This is a genomic window from Streptomyces sp. NPDC055287, assembly GCF_053646035.1.
In genome coordinates this window covers 465,374-482,984 of the sequence record NZ_JBSHNE010000001.1, presented here as the reverse complement: position 1 = coordinate 482,984, position 17,611 = coordinate 465,374, and the positions used below count along the sequence as shown (strand labels likewise).

At 71.0% G+C, this 17,611-nt stretch carries 13 protein-coding genes; 2 read left to right on the top strand and 11 right to left on the bottom strand.

Annotated features, from left to right (window positions below; translation table 11 throughout):
* Nucleotides 1–122 precede the first annotated feature (122 nt).
* Both ACWIHY_RS02100 and ACWIHY_RS02095 read left to right on the top strand, forming a co-directional pair.
* Entirely contained in the window at nucleotides 123–1,184 is a 1,062-nt protein-coding gene (locus ACWIHY_RS02100; protein ID WP_454373616.1) for an ADP-ribosylglycohydrolase family protein, read from the top strand.
* A 219-nt stretch (nucleotides 1,185–1,403) separates the two neighbouring features.
* Nucleotides 1,404–2,585: a hypothetical protein gene (locus ACWIHY_RS02095; RefSeq protein WP_454373615.1), complete on the top strand. Its 1,182-nt coding sequence runs from the start codon at nucleotides 1,404–1,406 to the stop codon at nucleotides 2,583–2,585.
* An 81-nt stretch (nucleotides 2,586–2,666) separates the two neighbouring features.
* Here the strand turns inward: ACWIHY_RS02095 and ACWIHY_RS02090 are convergent, their stop codons facing one another.
* The 11 genes from ACWIHY_RS02090 to ACWIHY_RS02040 all read right to left on the bottom strand — a co-directional run bounded on the left by ACWIHY_RS02090 (nucleotide 2,667) and on the right by ACWIHY_RS02040 (nucleotide 17,598).
* Entirely contained in the window at nucleotides 2,667–3,209 is a 543-nt protein-coding gene (locus ACWIHY_RS02090) for a methylated-DNA--[protein]-cysteine S-methyltransferase (RefSeq protein ID WP_454373614.1), read from the bottom strand.
* Nucleotides 3,210–3,220: 11 nt separating this feature from the next.
* Complete coding sequence (locus tag ACWIHY_RS02085; RefSeq protein WP_454373613.1) at nucleotides 3,221–4,684, bottom strand: AlkA N-terminal domain-containing protein; 1,464 nt, start codon at nucleotides 4,682–4,684, stop codon at nucleotides 3,221–3,223.
* A gap of 50 nt (nucleotides 4,685–4,734) precedes the next feature.
* A complete protein-coding gene (locus ACWIHY_RS02080; protein WP_454373612.1) occupies nucleotides 4,735–5,259 on the bottom strand; it encodes an O-acetyl-ADP-ribose deacetylase in 525 nt (174 codons plus the stop codon).
* Between the two features lie 25 nt (nucleotides 5,260–5,284).
* The gene (locus tag ACWIHY_RS02075) at nucleotides 5,285–6,700 is read right to left on the bottom strand and encodes a phytoene desaturase family protein (RefSeq protein WP_454373611.1); all 1,416 of its coding nucleotides are present in this window, start codon (nucleotides 6,698–6,700) and stop codon (nucleotides 5,285–5,287) included.
* Nucleotides 6,701–6,816: 116 nt separating this feature from the next.
* A complete protein-coding gene (locus ACWIHY_RS02070) occupies nucleotides 6,817–7,635 on the bottom strand; it encodes an inositol monophosphatase family protein (RefSeq protein WP_454373610.1) in 819 nt (272 codons plus the stop codon).
* 50 nt (nucleotides 7,636–7,685) lie between these two features.
* On the bottom strand, nucleotides 7,686–9,491 hold the full coding sequence (locus ACWIHY_RS02065) for a gamma-glutamyltransferase family protein (protein WP_454373609.1): 1,806 nt from the start codon (nucleotides 9,489–9,491) through the stop codon (nucleotides 7,686–7,688).
* Between the two features lie 54 nt (nucleotides 9,492–9,545).
* Nucleotides 9,546–11,081, bottom strand: a complete 1,536-nt coding sequence (locus ACWIHY_RS02060) for an NCS1 family nucleobase:cation symporter-1 (RefSeq protein ID WP_454373608.1) — start codon at nucleotides 11,079–11,081, stop codon at nucleotides 9,546–9,548.
* A 133-nt stretch (nucleotides 11,082–11,214) separates the two neighbouring features.
* The gene (locus ACWIHY_RS02055) at nucleotides 11,215–12,216 is read right to left on the bottom strand and encodes a TIGR03842 family LLM class F420-dependent oxidoreductase (RefSeq protein ID WP_454373607.1); all 1,002 of its coding nucleotides are present in this window, start codon (nucleotides 12,214–12,216) and stop codon (nucleotides 11,215–11,217) included.
* 27 nt (nucleotides 12,217–12,243) lie between these two features.
* Complete coding sequence (hydA, locus tag ACWIHY_RS02050) at nucleotides 12,244–13,647, bottom strand: dihydropyrimidinase (protein WP_454373863.1); 1,404 nt, start codon at nucleotides 13,645–13,647, stop codon at nucleotides 12,244–12,246.
* A gap of 250 nt (nucleotides 13,648–13,897) precedes the next feature.
* Nucleotides 13,898–16,162 carry a bifunctional glycosyltransferase/CDP-glycerol:glycerophosphate glycerophosphotransferase gene (locus ACWIHY_RS02045; protein ID WP_454373606.1) on the bottom strand — a complete coding sequence of 755 codons (2,265 nt, stop codon included), beginning with the start codon at nucleotides 16,160–16,162 and terminating at the stop codon, nucleotides 13,898–13,900.
* Nucleotides 16,163–16,344: 182 nt separating this feature from the next.
* Nucleotides 16,345–17,598, bottom strand: a complete 1,254-nt coding sequence (locus tag ACWIHY_RS02040; protein WP_454373862.1) for an aspartate aminotransferase family protein — start codon at nucleotides 17,596–17,598, stop codon at nucleotides 16,345–16,347.
* Between the last annotated feature and the right edge of the window lie 13 nt (nucleotides 17,599–17,611).

The following is a 17,611-nucleotide window of genomic DNA, read 5'->3' as shown; positions in this document are numbered from 1 at the left end:
CCATAGTGGGTCGTCATGCGCACCGACCCGATCGAACAACCCCACACCCCCCTCTCTCACATACCAGTGAAAACCACGTAAATCTCTCATACTCGACCACGGGAAGCGGGTAGACCCGACGCATGACGCCACACAGCACGCACACGGCCGACCGGATTCTCGGCGGCTGGCTGGGCAGAATCGCCGGCAACATGCTCGGCAAGCCCGTGGAGCGCGGCGACTACTGGACACGGGCGCGCATCGACCGCTACCTGCGGCTGGCCGGAGCACTCCCCCTCACGGACTACCTGCCCGAGCCCCCGGCCGCCACGGAACCTTTCGAACTGCGCCCCGAATGGCGGCACTGCGTGCGCGGCCGGATCAGTGGCAGCTGCCGGGACGACGACGTCGACTACGCGATCCTCGGTCTGCACCTGCTGGAGACCCACGGCTTCGCCTTCACCACCGAGGAGGTCGGCGAACTGTGGCTGCTGCGCCTGCCGTACCTGCAGACCTTCACCGCCGAGCGGGCGACGTACCGCAATCTCGCGAACGGGCTGAAGCCCCCGTTGACCGCCACCTTCGAAAACCCGTACCAGGAGTGGATCGGCGCCCTCATCCGCGCCGACATCTTCGGCTGGACCAACCCCGGCGACCCGCACCGCGCGGCAGCGCTGGCCCGCCGCGACGCGGTGCTCTCGCACACCGGCAACGGCGTGTACGGCGCGATGTGGGCGGCGGCACTGATCGCCGCCGCGTTCACCGCGTCCGGGCCGCGTGCCGCCCTGGAGGCGGCGGTGGAGCGCGTACCCGCGAGCAGCCGCCTCGCCCGTACGGTCCGCCACACGCTCGCCCTGCACGCGGCCGGGGCGGCCTGGGAGGACACACTCACCGCGATGGACGAGGAGACGGGCCGGCTCGGCTGGATCCACGCCGTCCCGAACGCCGCCGTCATCACGGCCGGACTGCTGTACGGCGACGGCGACTTCACCCGGACCATCGCACTCACCGTGCGCGGCGGCCTGGACACCGATTCCAACGGCGCGACGGCCGGCTCGGTGGCGGGGGTGCTGTGCGGGTCGGCCGGGATCGGGCGGCAGTGGACCGAGCCGCTGGAGGACACGGTGCGCAGTGCGGTGTTCGGCTTCGACGGCGTACGGATCACCGAACTGGCCCACCGTACGGCGCGGCTGGTGCTCGGCTGAATCGAGTCTGTCCGTCAACCCCCCTGCGCTCTACGGTCTGTTGCCTCAGTGCCTTCACCCGGTGTTGCACCGGAGTGCACCGAGCGGACCACAGCGCGGTCTAACGTGCCCGGCATCCCCCTCCTTCGTTCCGCTCCCCTTCGTCGCCCCTTCCGCCGCCCCTTCCGCTTCCCGTCCGCGTCAGTTCCGCTTCGTTCCTCGACGAGACCTGGAGAGCCCATGCGCACATTCGCCGGTGGAGTCCTGACCGCCCTTGCCGCCGGGGCCCTTGTGGCCCAGGGAGCCGTCTCGGCCGGAGCGGCGGCGCCGTCCGTCCCGACAGCGGCGCACAAGGCACGGCACCTGCCCGCCGAGATAAAGGGCGGGGCGTGGAAGGCCGGGCACGTGCAGGGTGTGGCGGTGGACCGCCACAAGGGATTCATGTACTTCTCCTTCACCAACCTGCTCGTCAAGACTGATTTGCGCGGCAATCCGGTGGGGTCCGTATCTGGATTCACCGGACATCTCGGCGACCTGGACTACAACGTGAAGGACGGGCGGGTCTACGGCTCGCTGGAGTACAAGGCGGCGAAGGCCTTCTACATCGCGATCCTCGACGTGGACCGGATCGACCGGATGGGCATGGACGCACGGACCAGCGACGTCGTGTCGACGGTCCACCTCCAGGAGGTCGTGGACGACTACACGGCCGACATGAACGGCGACGGCAGGTTCGACGGCGACACCGCCAACACCCCCGACCACCGGTACGGGTGCAGCGGGATCGACGGGGTGGCCTTCGGGCCCAAGTTCGACCGCAGCAGCCGCACCAGGCGCGGCAAGCAGGTCCTGACGGTCGCGTACGGCATCTACTCCAACATCAAGCGGCAGGACAACGACCACCAGGTCCTGCTCCAGTACGACGTACGGAAGTGGCGCAGATACGAACGCCCGCTGCCGGAGAGCGACCCCCACACCAGCGGGCCTTCGGACGTCGACGGCAAGTACTTCGTCCGCACCGGCAACACCCGGTACGGCGTGCAGAATCTGGAGTACGACGAGCGCACGGGCAACTGGCTGATGGCCGTCTACAAGGGTGCGAAGCCGCAGTTCCCCAACTACTCGCTCTTCGTGGCCGACGGTTCGAAGCGGCCGGTCACCGGGCCGGTCACGGGCCAGCCGCAGCCGGAGCGCGGCGAACTGCTGCCGCTGCTCCGCAAGGGGCTGCACCACGAGGCGTCGGGCACGTACGGGTGGGAGTCGGGCGGGCAGTACGGTCTCATCTCGCTCGGCGACGGGCGGTACTACCTGGTGGAGGCGGGCACGGTGGTGGAGGACGGGGTGACGAAGCAGACGGCGCGGTCGATTCTGCACCGATGGACGGGGCAGACCCCGACCCCGTTCGCGCGGATCACCGAGTAGGCCGGGCGGCGGGCCGGTTGCTGCCGTCTCGCGGCACCGACCGGCCCGTCCGGCTCCCGGGCTCCCGGCGGGCGGGCGTGGCTAGAACAGCCGGTCGTCGGCCGGCGCCGCCCCGCCCGCCTCGAACGCCAGCAGCCTCTGCTTGCGCTCCAGGCCGCCGCCGTAGCCGGTGAGGCTGCCCGCGGCGCCGACCACGCGGTGACAGGGCACGATGATGCCGACCGGGTTCTTGCCGTTGGCGAGGCCCACCGCACGGGACGCCGCCGGGTTGCCGAGGCGCTCGGCCAGTTCGCCGTACGTCCAGGTCTCGCCGTACGGGATCCGCTGGAGCTGCGCCCAGACGCTGCGCTGGAACGGCGTGCCGGCCAGGCTCAGCTCCAGGTCGAACTCCATGAGCTCGCCCGCGAAGTACGCGTCGAGCTGCCGCACCGCCTCCTTCAGAATGCCCGGCGTCCGCTCCCCGAAGGACTCCTCCGGCGGCCGGTGACGCTGGTCCGTCATGTACAGCCCCGAAAGGCGGCCGTCGGTCGCGACCAGGGTGAGCGGCCCGTACGGGCTGTCGATCACGCTGTGCTGCCTCGCGCTCACGCCCGCGCCCGTGTTCGTGCTCGTGCTCGTGTGCATGGACGCGCTCCTCATACCGGCAGGTTGTTGATGGGGTGGTCGTCGGTGGCCCACAGGTACTGGACGGCGTACGCACGCCACGGCCGCCAGGCCGCCGCCCGCGCGGTGAACGCCGCCGGGGTCGACGGCAGCCCCAGTTCCCGGGCCGCCCGCCGGATTCCGAGGTCGGTCGGCAGGAACGCGTCCGGGTCCCCGAGCGCGCGCATCGCGATCACCTCCACCGTCCACGGGCCGAAGCCGGGCAGCTCCATGAGCCGGTCGCGGGCGCGCTCCCAGTCGCTGTCGAAGCCGAGCTGGAGGCTGCCGTCGGCGAGCGAGGAGACCAGCGTCGTCAGCGTCGTGCGGCGGTTGCGCGGCAGGGCCAGCGACTCGGGGTCGAGCGCGGCCAGGCGGGCCGGGTCCGGGAAGAGGTGCGTAAGTCCGCCGGCCGGGTCGTCGACCGGCGTGCCGTGCGCCGTGACCAGGCGGGCCGCGTGCGTACGCGCCGCGGCCGTCGACACCTGCTGGCCGAGCACCGCGCGTACCGCGAACTCCGCCGCGTCGGTCGTACGCGGCACCCTGCGCCCCGGGGCCTTGTCGACCAGCGGAGCGAGCAGCGGATCGGTGCGCAGCTGGTCGTCGATGGCCACCGGATCGGCGTCGAGGTCGAGCAGCCGCCGGCAGCGGCTGATGGCGATGGTCAGATCGCGCAGGTCGGTGAGGGACAGGAGGCAGCCGATGTGGTCGGGCCGCGGGGTGAGCGTGGCGATGCCGTGCCCGTACGGAAGGGCGAGCGTGCGCCGGTACGCCCCGTCGCGCCATTCCTCGACGCCCGGTACGGCGGTCGCGGCGAGGTGGCCGAAGAGGTTGGTGGGGTTGAGCGGGGCACGGAACGGCAGGCGCAGAGAGATCGCGCCGGGGGTCTGCGGCTGCTTCTTCCCGCGGCTGCGCAGCTCGCTGGGTGACAGGGCGAAGACCTCGCGGACCGTGTCGTTGAACGTGCGTACGGACGAGAACCCGGCGGCGAAGGCCACGTCCGCCATGGGCAGCGGGGTCGTCTCGATGAGCAGGCGGGCGGTCTGGGCGCGCTGGGCGCGGGCGAGGGCGAGCGGCCCGGCACCCAGTTCGGCCAGCAGCTGCCGCTCGATCTGCCGGGTGCTGTAGCCGAGGCGGGCGGCGAGTCCGGGGACGCCCTCGCGGTCGACGACACCGTCACCGATCAGGCGCATCGCGCGGGCCACGACGTCGGCACGGGCGTTCCACTCCGGGGAGCCGGGGCTGGTGTCGGGCCGGCAGCGCTTGCAGGCCCGGAAGCCGGCCTGCTGGCAGGCGGCCGCGCTCGGGTAGAAGGTCATGTTCTCGACCTTGGGCGGCACGACCGGGCAGCTGGGGCGGCAGTAGATGCGGGTGGTCAGGACCGCCGTGAAGAACCAGCCGTCGAAGCGCGAGTCCTTGGACTGGACAGCGCGTACGCAACGCTCGGTGTCGGTGTGCATGGCTCAAGCATCGGGCACGACGCCCCAGCGGGGCTGGCGAGAATCCGACATCAAGGTGCGGCTGCCAGGGCCGTTTCGAACGCCTGGTACGCGGCCTCGTCGAACAGTACGAACCGCACCTCGGCCACCGACCCGCCGGCCGCCTCCCTGACCGTACGCACGGCGACGCGCGCGCCGTCGTCCATCGGCCACCGGAACACACCGGTCGAGATGGCGGGGAACGCGACGCTCACCGCGCCCAGCTCCCGCGCGACACGCAGGGACTCGCGGTAGCAGGAGGCGAGCAGCCCGGACTGGTCCTGGTCGGGCTGCCACACCGGGCCGACGGTATGGATGACCCACTGGGCGTTCAGCTCTCCCGCCGTCGTCGCGACGGCCCGTCCGGTCGGCAGCCCTCTGCCGTACCGGGAGGCTCGCAGGCGGCGGCAGTCGGCCAGGACGGCCGGGCCGCCCTTGCGGTGAATGGCGCCATCGACGCCGCCCCCTCCGAGCAGGGACGAGTTGGCGGCGTTCACGATGGCGTCGACGTGCTGCTCGGTGATGTCACCGCGCACAAGGGTGATGGTGGCCGTCATGGGACCATCCTCCCCCGCCGGGGCCTCAGGCCGCGCGCAGGCGCCGCCACACCGCCTTCGCCGCGTTGTGCCCCGACATGCCGTGCACGCCGGGTCCGGGCGGGGTCGCGGACGAACAGATGAAGACGGCCGGGTGCTGTGTCGCGTACGGGAAGAGAGACACCTTCGGCCGGAGTACCAGCTGAAGGCCCGTCGCGGCGCCGCACGCGATGTCCCCGCCGATGTAGTTGGCGTTGCGGGCGGCCAGTTGCGGCGGACCGGCGGTGGCCCGGGCGAGCACGCGGTCGCGGAATCCGGGCGCGAAGCGTTCGATCTGGCGCTCGACCGCTTCTGTGAAGTCGCCGTCCCAGGCGTGCGGGACATGACCGTACGCCCAGAAGACGTGCTTGCCCTCGGGGGCGCGGGACGGGTCGACCAGGCTCGGCTGAGCGGTGATCAGGAACGGCGTTTCGGGGGCCGTTCCGCCCGAGGCCTGATCGAGCGCGGTGCCGATCTCCCCGGTGCTCGGGCCGACTTGGACGGTTCCGGCCCGCCTGGCCTCCTCCGCCGTCCAGGGCACGGGTCCGTCGAGGGCGTAATCAATCTTGAACACGCTCGCGCCGTACCGGTACTTCTCGTATGCCCGCCCCAGGCCGGCGATACGCGCCAGCGCGGTGGGCGACGTGTCGAAGACGTACGCGCGCGCGGGCGGCAGATCGTCCAGCCGCTTGACCTCGAAACCGGTGTGCACCACGCCGCCGAGATCGCGCAGGTACGCCGCGAGCGCGTCCGAGATCGACTGGGAACCGCCCCGCGGCATCGGCCAGCCACCGGTATGCGCGGCGAGCGCGAAGACGAGCCCGACGGCGCTCGTCGCGACTCCCCCCAGCGGCGCTATGACATGGGCGACCAGCCCGGCGAACAGGGCCCGCGCCTTGTCGTCCCGGAAGCGGCGCATCAGCCACGTACTGGGCGGCAGCCCGTCGATGCCGAAACGGGCCAGGGTGAGCGGGTCGCGGGGCAGCGCGCTGTAGGGCAGCGACATGAAGTCCCGGGCCAGCGTGTCCCACTTCGCCACATAGGGCGCGACCAGCCGCCGGTACGTCCCGGCGTCCCGCGCGCCGAACGAGGCCGCGGTCTCGGCGACCGACCGGGAGAGCACGGCGGCGGTGCCGTCGTCCCAGGGATGGGCCATGGGCAGCTCGGGGTGCAGCCACTCCAGCCCGTACCGGCCCAGCGGCATGGCTTTGAAGGCCGGCGACCCCGCGCCCAGCGGGTGCACGGCGGAACAGGGGTCGTGCCGGAACCCGGGGAGCGTGAGCTCCTCGGTCCTGGCGCCGCCCCCCACGGTGTCCAGTGCTTCGAACACCTCTACCGAGAAGCCCCGGCGGGCGAGTTCGACGGCGGCGGTCAGTCCGTTGGGCCCCGCCCCTACGACGACGGCATCGAGCATCGACGGCACCTTCGGACTCCTTCGTCAGCCGATGGCCAAGGGCCCCAGGATATTCCCGGCCACGGCGGGGGAGACGGCGGGAGGGTGGCATGGCCGGAAGTACTCGCCCGTCCCGTCCCCGCGCGCTATGCCGCGCCACCGCCGAGCAGCCCGGCCACCCGCGCGACCGTGGCCGCGTCCCGGGCGGCCGTGAAGGGCAGCGCGTTGCCGCCCGTCAGCCGGAACCGCTCCCCCGCGACGGTCGCGTGCGAACCGCCCGCCTCCTCGACCAGCAGCAGCCCCGCCGCGTGGTCCCACGCCAGTTCCCACGAGAAGGCCACGGCGTCCAGGTCTCCCCGGGCCACCGCCAGATACTCGAGACCGGCCGACCCGCAGGGTCGTGCGTCGACGCCCGGGACGTTCAGGCCGAGCAGCGCCGCCTTCTGGTCGTCCGTCGTGAAGTCCGGATGGGACGTGGCGACCCGCAGCGTCGCGCCCGTACCCGGAAGGCCCGCCCGCAGCACCTCGCCGTTCAGCCGGGCCCCGCCGCCCCGCACCGCCACGGCCATCTCCTCCAGCGCGGGCGCGTACGTCCAGGAGGCGAGCACCTCGCCCCGGTGCGCGAGGGCGACCAGCGTGCAGAAGCCCGGCTCGCCGCGCACGAACTGCCGGGTGCCGTCCACCGGATCCACGATCCACACCGGCGCGTCGCCGCGCAGCGCCTCGTACACCGCCGGGTCCTCGTGGACCGCCTCCTCCCCCACCACCACGGATCCCGGCAGCAGCCGGGTCAGGGACGCGGTGAGGTGCTCCTCGGCCTGCCGGTCGGCAATGGTCACCAGGTCGTGCGGCCCGGTCTTCTCGACGATCTCGTGCGCGGCGAGCTGCCGGTACCGCGGCACGATCTCGGCGGCGGCCGCCTTGCGCACGGCCTCTTCGACGTCGGACAACTTGTCATCGATCATGTATCCAGGAAAGCACGACCCGCTGACAACGCCGGCAACGTGGAGTGCCGTCAGCGCCCGACCGCGTAACCCTGCATTCCCCTCGGGTTCGCCGCGGCTGACAGCACGCCCGTCCGCGGATCGCGCGCGACCGCGCACAGCCGCCCCTCCGACCAGGGTCCGCCGACCGTCACGTCGTGGCCCCGGCGCCGCAGCTCCTCGACGACGCCCGGATCCGTGCGCGACTCGACGGTGACGCTCCCCGGCCGCATCGCGCGCGGACAGAAGGATCCGGGGAAGGAGTCGTTGTGCCAGTTGGGCGCGTCGATGGCCCCCTGGAGATCGAAGCCGCCGCGCGCCGGGGTGCCGGCCAGCGCGACCGCGAGGAAGAAGTGCAGCTGCCACTGATCCTGCTGGTCGCCGCCGGGCGTGCCGAAGGCCAGCACGGGGGTCCCGTCGCGCAGCGCCAGCGACGGCGTCAGGGTGGTGCGGGGCCGTCGCCCGGGCGTGAGCGTGTTCGGCAGCCCTTCGTCCAGCCAGGCCATCTGGAGCCGTGTGCCGAGCGGGAAGCCGAGTTCGGGGACCACCGGGTTCGACTGGAGCCAGCCGCCGCTCGGCGTCGCCGCGACCATGTTGCCCCAGCGGTCGACGACGTCGAGGTGGCAGGTGTCGCCGCGGGTGGCCCCGTCCCCGGCGACGGTCGGTTCACCGGCACCGGCGGCCATACCCATGACGTCGTGTCCGGGCTTCCCCGCCGCGACGGCGAGCGCGTGCGCGCTCAGCACGGGCGTACGCCCCCCGGGGCTCCCTGGCCGCAGCTCCAGCGAGGCCCTGTCCCCGACAAGCGCCCGGCGTCCGGCGTTGTATGACGCCGAGAGCAGCGCGTCGAGCGGCACCTCGGCGGCGTCGCCGTACCAGGCCTCCCGGTCCGCCATCGCCAGCTTGCACCCCTCCACGAGCAGGTGGACGTAGTCGGCGGAGCCGTGGGCGGGCAGCTCCGGCGGCAGCAGCGCGAGCTGTTGGAGGAAGACGGGCCCCTGGCTCCAGCCGCCCGCCTTGCACAGCGTCCAGCCGTTCCAGTCGTACGTCACGGGCGCCTCGTACGTCGCGGACCAGCCGGCCAGGTCGGCGGCGCTCAGCGTCCCCGTGTGCCGGGCCCCGCTGGTGTCCAGGGTGGGGCGCGCGGCCTGCCGTACCAGTGCCTCCGCGATGAACCCGTCGCGCCACACCGCCCGGGCCGCGTCGATCTGACGCACCCGGTCGTCGCCGCCCGCGGCCTCGGCCTCGGCGATCAGGCGCCGCCAGGTCGCGGCGAGAACGGGGTTGCGGAACAGCTCGCCCGGAGCCGGCGCCCTGCCGCCCGGCAGGTAGACCTCGGCGGACGAGGTCCACTCCCGCTCGAACAGGGCCCGCACCGTCTCCACCGTCTCGGCGACGCGCTCGACGGGCGCGTGTCCGTCCTCGGCGTACCCGATGGCGTACCGCAGCACCTCGCGCGGCGACTTGGTGCCGTAGTCACGGAGCAGCAGCATCCACGCGTCGAACGCTCCCGGCACGGCGGCGGCCAGCGGCCCGGTACCCGGCACGAGGCCGAGTCCCAGCGCCCGGTAGTGGGCGGCGCTCGCACCGTCCGGCGCGGGCCCCTGACCGCAGAGCACCCGCACCTCTCCACCCGCCGGGGCGAGGATGACCGGCACCTCTCCGGCGGGCCCGTTGAGGTGCGGCTCGACGACGTGCAGGACGAAACCGGCGGCGACGGCGGCGTCGTAGGCGTTGCCGCCGTCCTCCAGGACGGCCATCGCGGACTGGGAGGCGAGCCAGTGGGTGGAGGACACCATGCCGAAGGTGCCTTGGAGAGTCGGGCGGGTCGTGAACATGCGGTGCGGCTCCGTCTCGTGCGTAAGGGCGGTGCCCGTCCGGCGGCGGGGGCCTCATTTTGACGAAGCCGGGGTCCTCGCGGGCCACATCAGCACCACGTAGAGCAGCAGCGCGCTCCCCAGCCCCACCGCCCAGCCGTAGTCCGCGAGCGGCCTCAGCAGCGGGATCACACCGTCCTGCGGGAACGGCCCCTTCCCCGGCGCCGAGTGCGAGCCGCCCACCGCCAGGGCGCCGCCCACCGCGAAGGCCGCCAGCGCCCGGCCGTTCCAGCCCGCCGTGTACCAGTAGCGCCCCTCGGGCCGGTACAGGTCGGGCAGCTCCAGTACGGTCCGCCGGATGATCCAGTAGTCGGCGATCAGGATGCCCGCGACCGTGCCGAGCAGACCGCCCACGACGCCCAGCCAGGTGAAGATGTACAGCTCCGGTGTGGCGGTCAGCTTCCACGGCATGATGAGGACGCCGACCACGCCCGTGATGAGCGCCCCCGTACGGAAGTTGATGACTTTCGGTGCCACGTTCGCCAGGTCGTACGCCGGGGAGACGACGTTCGCCGCGAGATTCACCGAGATCGTCGCGACCAGCACCGTCACCAGTGCGAACAGCAGGCCGAAGACGTTGTCCGTCTTCGCGGCCAGCGCGACGGGGTCCCAGAGCGGCGCGCCGTACACGGCCTGGGATCCCGACGTCACGAACACCGACAGCAGCGCGAACAGCGTCATCGTCGTCGGCAGTCCGAGCGACTGGCCCCAGATCTGGGCGCGTTGGCCTGACGCGAACCGCGTGAAGTCGGGAATGTTCAGGCTCAGCGTCGACCAGAAGGCGATCATCCCCATCAGCGACGGGAAGAAGACCGGCCAGAAGTCGCTCCCCCAGCCGAGCTTCGACGGCTGGTCGAGCAACGGCCCGACGCCTCCCGCCTTCCAGGTGATCCATCCGAGCAGGACCAGCGCGCCGACGATGACGAAGGGCGCCGCCCAGTTCTCGAAGCGCCGCAGGGCCTCCATCCCCCGGTAGATGATGGCGAGTTCGAGCACCCAGAAGAGTACGAAGCAGACCCACAGCGTCCACGGCTGCCCGCCGACCCTCGACGCCTCCGCCCACCCGCCGAAGATCTTGCCGAGCAGGATGAAGATGCCCTGGCCGCCGATCCAGGTCTGGATGCCGAACCACGCGCAGGCGACCCCCGCCCGGATCAACGCGGGCAGATTGGCCCCGCGCAGCCCGAAGGACGCCCGCGCCAGCACCGGGAAGGGGATGCCGTACTTCGGTCCGGCGTGCCCGGTGAGGAGCATCGGCAGCAGCACGATCACATTGGCCAGGGCGATCGTGAAGACGGCCTGCTTCCAGTCCATGCCGAGGGCGACGAGTCCCGAAGCGAGCATCCAGGAGGGGATGTTGTGCGCCATGCCGACCCACAGGGCCGCGAAGTTGTACGTCGTCCACCGGCGCCGTTCCACCGGGACGGGCAGCAGGTCGTCGTTGACGAAGCGGCTGTCGGAGCCGGCCCCGCCGGGCGCGAGCCCGACGCGGCCCCGCGGGTCGGATATGGGAGGCGGAGGCGGCGGGTCGCTGGGGACGGTTGCGGTCATGGCGGCGGGCCCTTCGCTCGGGACATCGCTGGTGACTTCGCTGGTGACATCGCCGGTGGATCCGCCGGTGGATTCGGCCGTGACGTCGCAGGTGAGGTGTAGCGGTGACGTGTCGCGGTGACGCGTGCGGGACTCAGGAGGTGAGCGCGGGGATGACCTCGGCGCCGTACGCGTCGATCGTCTCCTCGCGGGCGTCGTGCATGTCGTAGACGGCGAACTGGTCGACGCCGAGCGCGCGCAGCGCCTTGAGCTTCTCGATGTGCGCCTCGGGCGGTCCCAGCAGGCAGAAGCGGTCGACGATCTCGTCGGGCACGAAGGCGGTGTCCGGGTTCCCGGCCCGCCCGTGATGGCTGTAGTCGTACCCATGACGCTGTTTGATGTACTCCGTCAGGGCCTCCGGCACCAGGCCGGAGTGCTCGCCGTACCGGGCGACCAGGTCCGCGACGTGGTTGCCGACCATGCCGCCGAACCAGCGGCACTGGTCCCGCGCGTGCGTGAGGTTGTCGCCGATGTACGCCGGGGCCGCGACGCAGATCGTGATGGACGCCGGGTCCCGTCCCGCGTCCGACGCGGCGGTACGTACCGCCTTGACCATCCACTCCGTCAGGAACGGGTCCGCGAGCTGGAGGATGAACCCGTCGGCCTTCTGCCCCGCCAGCTCCAGTGCCTTCGGCCCGTACGCCGCCATCCAGACCGGCAGCCGGCCGTCGCGCACCCACGGCAGGCGCAGCCGCTGCCCCTCGACGTCCGCCTCCCGCCCCTCGGCCAGGTCACGGATGACACCGATCGCCTCGCCGACCCGGGCCAGGGTGTTGGGTTTGCGGCCCGCGACGCGCATCGCGGAGTCGCCGCGGCCGATGCCGCACACGGTTCTGTTGCCGTACATCTCGTTGAGGGTGGCGAACGTGGAAGCGGTGACTTCCCAGGTGCGGGTGCCGGGGTTGGTCACCATCGGGCCGACGATGAGGTGTTCGGTGTGTTCGAGGATGCGGCTGTAGATGACGAAGGGTTCCTGCCACAGCACGGCGGAGTCGAAGGTCCAGCCGTAGCGGAAGCCGTTGCGTTCCGCGCGCCGCATCAGCCCGACGACCGCCGATGCGGGCGGGTCGGTCTGCAGGACGAGTCCGAAGTCCATGTCGTGGACCTCCCGGTTGGTTCAGGGTCAGTTCAGGTTCTGACACGTGGATCGGGGCGTGTAGATGCCGTGTCCTGCCCGGCCGGTGAACTTCCGTTCGTCGATGACGAGTTCGCCGCGCGAGAGCACCGTCTCCACCTGACCGGTGATCCGCTTTCCCTCGTAGGCCGAGTAGTCGACGTTCATGTGGTGGGTCTCCGCCGAAATGGTCTGCTCGGCGTGCGGGTCGTAGATGACGACGTCGGCGTCGGCGCCCGGCGCGATCGTCCCCTTCTTCGGGTAGAGGCCGAACATGCGGGCCGGGGACGCGCAGGCGATCTCGATCCAGCGGCGCCGTGAGATGTGCCCGTCGACGACGGCCTGGTGCAGGAGGTCCATGCGGTTCTCCACGCCCGGCAGCCCGTTGGGGATCTTCGAGAAGTCTCCCCGGCCCAGCTCCTTCTGCCCCGAGAAGCAGAAGGGACAGTGGTCGGTCGAGACGACCTGGAGGTCATTGGTCCGCAGACCCCGCCAGAGCGCCGCCTGGTGCTCGCGCGGGCGCAGCGGCGTACTGCACACGTACTTGGCGCCCCCGAAGTCCGGCTCCGCGAGGTTGTCCGTGGACAGGAAGAGGTACTGGGGGCAGGTCTCGCCGAAGACGTTCAGTCCCTTGTCGCGGGCCGCCGCGATCTCGGCGACGGCCTCCTCCGCCGATACGTGCACGACGTACAGCGGGGCGTCCGCGACGCGCGCGAGCTGGATCGCGCGGTGGGTCGCCTCGGCTTCGAGGAGGACCTTGCGGACCTCTCCGTGGTAGCGGGGGTCGGTGCGGCCCTCGGCCAGCGCCTGCTCGACGAGGACATCGATCGCGATGCCGTTCTCGGCGTGCATCATGATCAGCCCGCCGTTGGAGGCGGAGCGCTGCATGGCGCGCAGGATCTGCCCGTCGTCACTGTAGAAGACACCGGGGTACGCCATGAAGAGCTTGAAGGAGGTGATCCCCTCCCCCACCAGCAGGTCCATCTCCTTGAGCGAGTGCTCGTCGACGTCGGAGAGGATCATGTGGAAGCCGTAGTCGACGGCGCACTTGCCGTCGGCCTTGGCGTACCAGGCGTCGAGACCTTCGCGCACCGCCTTCCCGACGCTCTGCACGGCGAAGTCGATGATGGTGGTGGTGCCGCCCCAGGCGGCCGCCCGCGTCCCCGTCTCGAAGGTGTCGGAGGCGAACGTGCCGCCGAAGGGCAGCTCCATATGGGTGTGCGCGTCGACGCCGCCCGGGATGACGTACTTCCCGGTGGCGTCGATCGTGCGTTCGGCGGTCCAGGCGCCGGCCGCGCTACTGCCGTGCGAGGCGAGGGCGGCGATGCGCCCGTCCTCGATCAGGACGTCGGCGTGCGTTTCGTCGGAGGCCGTGATGACGAGCCCTCCGCGGACAACAGTACGGTTCACGATTCCTGCCCCTTCCCGAGCAGCAGGACCGGACGCCCGCGCAGCCGGGGGACCCGCCGCCTGTCGAACTTGCACCGTTCTCGGTCTACACCCGTAGAACCGCGTGTGCAGGAGACCGTAGAAGCATGTCACCCACTGTGGCAATACCGTGGCTGTTAATCACGTGTGACGAGTGTGTCGCCCGTCGTCCGGGGTCCGTCCGGCCCAGTGGCCGGACGGACCACGGACGCGCGGCGCGCCCCCGCCCCACCGTTCAGCGCGACGGAACCGCCTCCGCCTTGCTCGGGGTCGGAGCCGGCGTACGCAGCGACAGCGGCTGCGGCGCGGGCGTCATCTCCTCGCCCAGGAAGACGCGGCGCACCACCCGCTCGGCCGCGTTGCCGTCGTCGTACTGGACGAAGCGCTCACGGAAGGCGGCGCGCAGGGCCGCCGCCCGCTCACTGTCCCAGTCACCGCTGCGGAACGCCTCGATCAGCTCGTCCTCGGTGGTGGCCAGCACACCCGGGGTCTCGCCCGGCTCGCCCGAGAAGAGGTCGAAGGTGACGCCGCGGGACTTGACGTACACCTCCCAGTCGTCGGCGTAGGTGAGGATCGGCCGGTCCAGGCAGGCGTAGTCGAACATGATGGACGAGTAGTCCGTGATGAGCGCGTCGGCCGCCAGGCAGAGCTCCTCGACGACGGGGTACTTCGACACGTCGAGCAGCAGACCCTGCTCGTGCAACCGCTGGAGCGCGGGGTCCTGCCCGTAGAAGTAATGCGTACGGACCATCAGGACGGTGTCGGGACCGAGGCCGCGGGTGACCTTCTCCAGGTCCATCCGCGGGACGAAGCCGGCCTGGTAGTCGCGGACCGTCGGGGCGTACAGCACAGCCGTCCTTCCCCGTGCGATGCCCAGCTTCTCGCGGGCCGCGACGACGTCCTCGGCGGTGGCGGTGAAGTACACGTCGTTGCGCGGGTACCCGGCGTCGATCGACTCGAAGGTGCAGGGGTAGACGCGCTCCCAGTTCTCCGAGGAGTGCTGGTTGGAGGAGACGCTGTAGTCCCAGCGGTCGGCGCGCTGGAGCAGCTTGCGGAAGCTCATGCCCTTGGCGGCGGCCGGGTAGCGCTGCTGCTCGATGCCCATGCGCTTGAGCGGCGTGCCGTGGTGGGTCTGGATGTGGATCTGGCCGGGGCGCTTGATGATGTCGTCGGGGAAGTTGACGTTGTTGACGAAGTACGTCGCGCGGGCCATGACCTCCCAGTAGCGGGGCGAGCCCGGCACCACGTAGTCCACGCCCTCCGGGACGGTGTCCTCGAGGCCCCGGCGGACGACCCACACCCCGTGGATGTCCGGGGCGAGTTCCTGGGCCTTGCGGAAGATGGCACCCGGGTTGCACGCCACGCCCCGGTTCCAGTAGGCGGCGTAGACGGCCAGCTGGGGATCCAGGGGCCGCTTGGAGTGCATCTGGTACAGGCTGGTGAGGGCGCGCTTGCCGACGGTGGACCTGGCGCTCTTCAGCCTGCGCCGCACGGTGACCCGGGTCTTGTTGACCAGCTTGAGCGCCTGGAAGGAGGAGTACGAACCGCGGCCGAGCGCCTGGAACTTGGCGCCCGTCACCCCGGCGGGAGGCTCGTAGCCGGCCGGCAGGTGCGCGCGGTACATCGCGGAGGCGGCGCGGAAGTACTCCGCCCGGTCCGCCGGGACCACACGGCTGGCGCGGGCGAAGGTGAAGAGGAAATGGCTCACCATGCGCTCGAAGAGGAAGGGGCGCAGCGGGTCGAGGTGGGGCCTGGTGGCCACGAAATCGAAAAGCCGCTGGTACTGCTCGAAGATGGTGAAGTGCTTGCGGCCCGGCGTCACCATGGAGCTGCCCTGGCGGCGCTGGCGGTACTCGACGCAGACGTGGTTCAGGCAGGCGACGCGCTCGGCGCTGAGCATGGTCGTGTAGACCATGAGCGCGTCCTCGTACAGCCCGTCGGTGTAGCTGAAGCCGCCGGCGACGTAGAAATCGCGGCGGAAGGCCCGGTTCCAGACGACGGCGAACATCTTGAGGAACTCGGTGCGGTCGGCGGGACTGAACACCTCGTCGCCCGTCTCGGCGAGCAGTTCGGTACTCGCGCTGGGCTGCCGCTTGTCCCACCAGTACGTACGCACATGGTCGAAGAGCAGGATCTCCGGGTCGTCCGCCTCCTCCAGACGGCGCGCCATCTGCTCCAGGGCGTCCGGGGTGAAGGTGTCGTCGCTGTCGAGGAACAGCAGGTAGGTGCCGGTGGCCCGCTCCACGCCGGTGTTGCGGGCCTGGCCTATGCCGCCGTTATCCTCCCGGTGTATCGCGATGATCCGGTGGTCGCGGGCCGCGTACTCGTCGAGGATCGCCCCGCATTCGTCCGGAGAGCGGTCGTCGACGGCGAGCACCTCGAAGTCCCCGAAGGTCTGGGCCAGGACCGAGTCCAGGCATTCCCGCAGGTATCCGCGGACCTTGTACACGGGTATGACAATGCTGAACCGGGGAGCGCCGGAGCCATCGGTGGCCGACATAGAGTGCTACTCCTTGTGCTGATCTCACGATTGAGAGAAAACGAGCTGCTCAAAAATGTTGCAGCCTCGGGACGAAGACTGCCGAGATGGCTCATAGGTTGCACTCAGGTGGACACAAAGAGTCGTACGCCACAGCGGACACGGATGCTCGGCGGAGCCGCCTCCAGGAGGCGGCTCCGCGCTCACTGAGCGTTCGTCAGGGCCTTCTCGAGGATGCGCGCACCCTCCTCCGCCTCCGTGACGCTCAGCGTCAGCGGCGGGGCGATCCGCAGCACGGCGGTGTTGTGGCCGCCGCCCTTGCCGATCAGCAGGCCCCCCTCGCGGGCGGCTTCCAGTACGGCCGTCGCCGTCTCCGGCGCCGCCTCGTCGGTGCCCGGCTTGACCAGCTCGATGGCCGCCATGAGCCCCCGGCCGCGTACCTCACGTACGGACGGCACGCCGGCGGTGACGGCGCGCAGCCTTTCCAGGAGCAGGCCGCCGACGCGGCGGGCGTTGTCCTGGAGGTGGTGTTCCAGGAGGTAGTTGAGGTTGGCGAGGCCTGCCGCCATCGTGATGGGGCTGCCGCCGAACGTCGAGATCGAGTTGGCGTCGAGGCAGTTCATGACCTCGGCGCGGGCGACGACGCCGCCGATCGACATGCCGTTGCCGATCCCCTTGGCGAAGGTGAGGATGTCCGGCGGGCCGTTCTGGGCGTGCGCCTGCCACCCCCAGAAGTGCTCGCCCGTACGACCCCAGCCGGTCTGCACCTCATCGGTGATCCACAGGATGCCGTGCCGGTCGAGGACTTCGCGGAACGCGGCGTACAGCCCGTCGGGTGGGGAGGTGAACCCGCCGACGCCCTGCACGGGTTCCGCGATGAGGGCGGCCACCTGACCACGCGTCTGCCCGAGGAGGTCTTCGAGGTCGGCGACGCACGCCTCGATGAACTGGGCGTCGGACAGGTGCGCGTACGGGCCTCGGGAGCGGACGCCCCCGTGGACGTACAGGGTCTGGAGCGGTGACAGGCTGGTCGGGGACCAGCCGCGGTTGCCCGTGACGGACACGGCGGAGAACGAGCGGCCGTGGTAGCTGTTGCGCATCGCCAGGATCTGGTTCGAGCTGCGGTACGTCGTGGCGAGGAGCAGGGCCGTGTCGTTGGCCTCGGTGCCGGACGTCGTGAAGAAGACCCGCGCCTCCGGGATGCCGGAGAGGGTGGCGATGCGCTCGGCGAGCTCGACCATGGGGCGGTTGAGGTAGAGCGTCGAGGAGTGGATCAGGCGGCCGGCCTGCTCGCTGACGGCCTTGGCGACCTCGGGAAGGGCGTGGGCGGTCATGGTGGTGAGGATGCCGCCGAAGAAGTCGAGGTACCGGTTGCCGTCCGCGTCGTAGACGTACCGGCCCTCACCGTGGGTGAGCTCGATCGGCTGTCGGTAGTAGAGAGACAGCCAGTCGGGCATGACGGCCCGGTGG

Coding starts and splice junctions, on each gene's coding strand:
- ACWIHY_RS02100 (WP_454373616.1), top strand. CDS start 123: ATGACGCCACACAGCACGCACACGGCCGACCGGATTCTCGGCGGCTGG.
- ACWIHY_RS02095 (WP_454373615.1), top strand. CDS start 1,404: ATGCGCACATTCGCCGGTGGAGTCCTGACCGCCCTTGCCGCCGGGGCC.
- ACWIHY_RS02090 (WP_454373614.1), bottom strand. CDS start 3,209: ATGCACACGAGCACGAGCACGAACACGGGCGCGGGCGTGAGCGCGAGG.
- ACWIHY_RS02085 (WP_454373613.1), bottom strand. CDS start 4,684: ATGCACACCGACACCGAGCGTTGCGTACGCGCTGTCCAGTCCAAGGAC.
- ACWIHY_RS02080 (WP_454373612.1), bottom strand. CDS start 5,259: ATGACGGCCACCATCACCCTTGTGCGCGGTGACATCACCGAGCAGCAC.
- ACWIHY_RS02070 (WP_454373610.1), bottom strand. CDS start 7,635: ATGATCGATGACAAGTTGTCCGACGTCGAAGAGGCCGTGCGCAAGGCG.
- ACWIHY_RS02065 (WP_454373609.1), bottom strand. CDS start 9,491: ATGTTCACGACCCGCCCGACTCTCCAAGGCACCTTCGGCATGGTGTCC.
- ACWIHY_RS02060 (WP_454373608.1), bottom strand. CDS start 11,081: ATGACCGCAACCGTCCCCAGCGACCCGCCGCCTCCGCCTCCCATATCC.
- ACWIHY_RS02055 (WP_454373607.1), bottom strand. CDS start 12,216: ATGGACTTCGGACTCGTCCTGCAGACCGACCCGCCCGCATCGGCGGTC.
- ACWIHY_RS02045 (WP_454373606.1), bottom strand. CDS start 16,162: ATGTCGGCCACCGATGGCTCCGGCGCTCCCCGGTTCAGCATTGTCATA.
- ACWIHY_RS02040 (WP_454373862.1), bottom strand. CDS start 17,598: ATGCCCGACTGGCTGTCTCTCTACTACCGACAGCCGATCGAGCTCACC.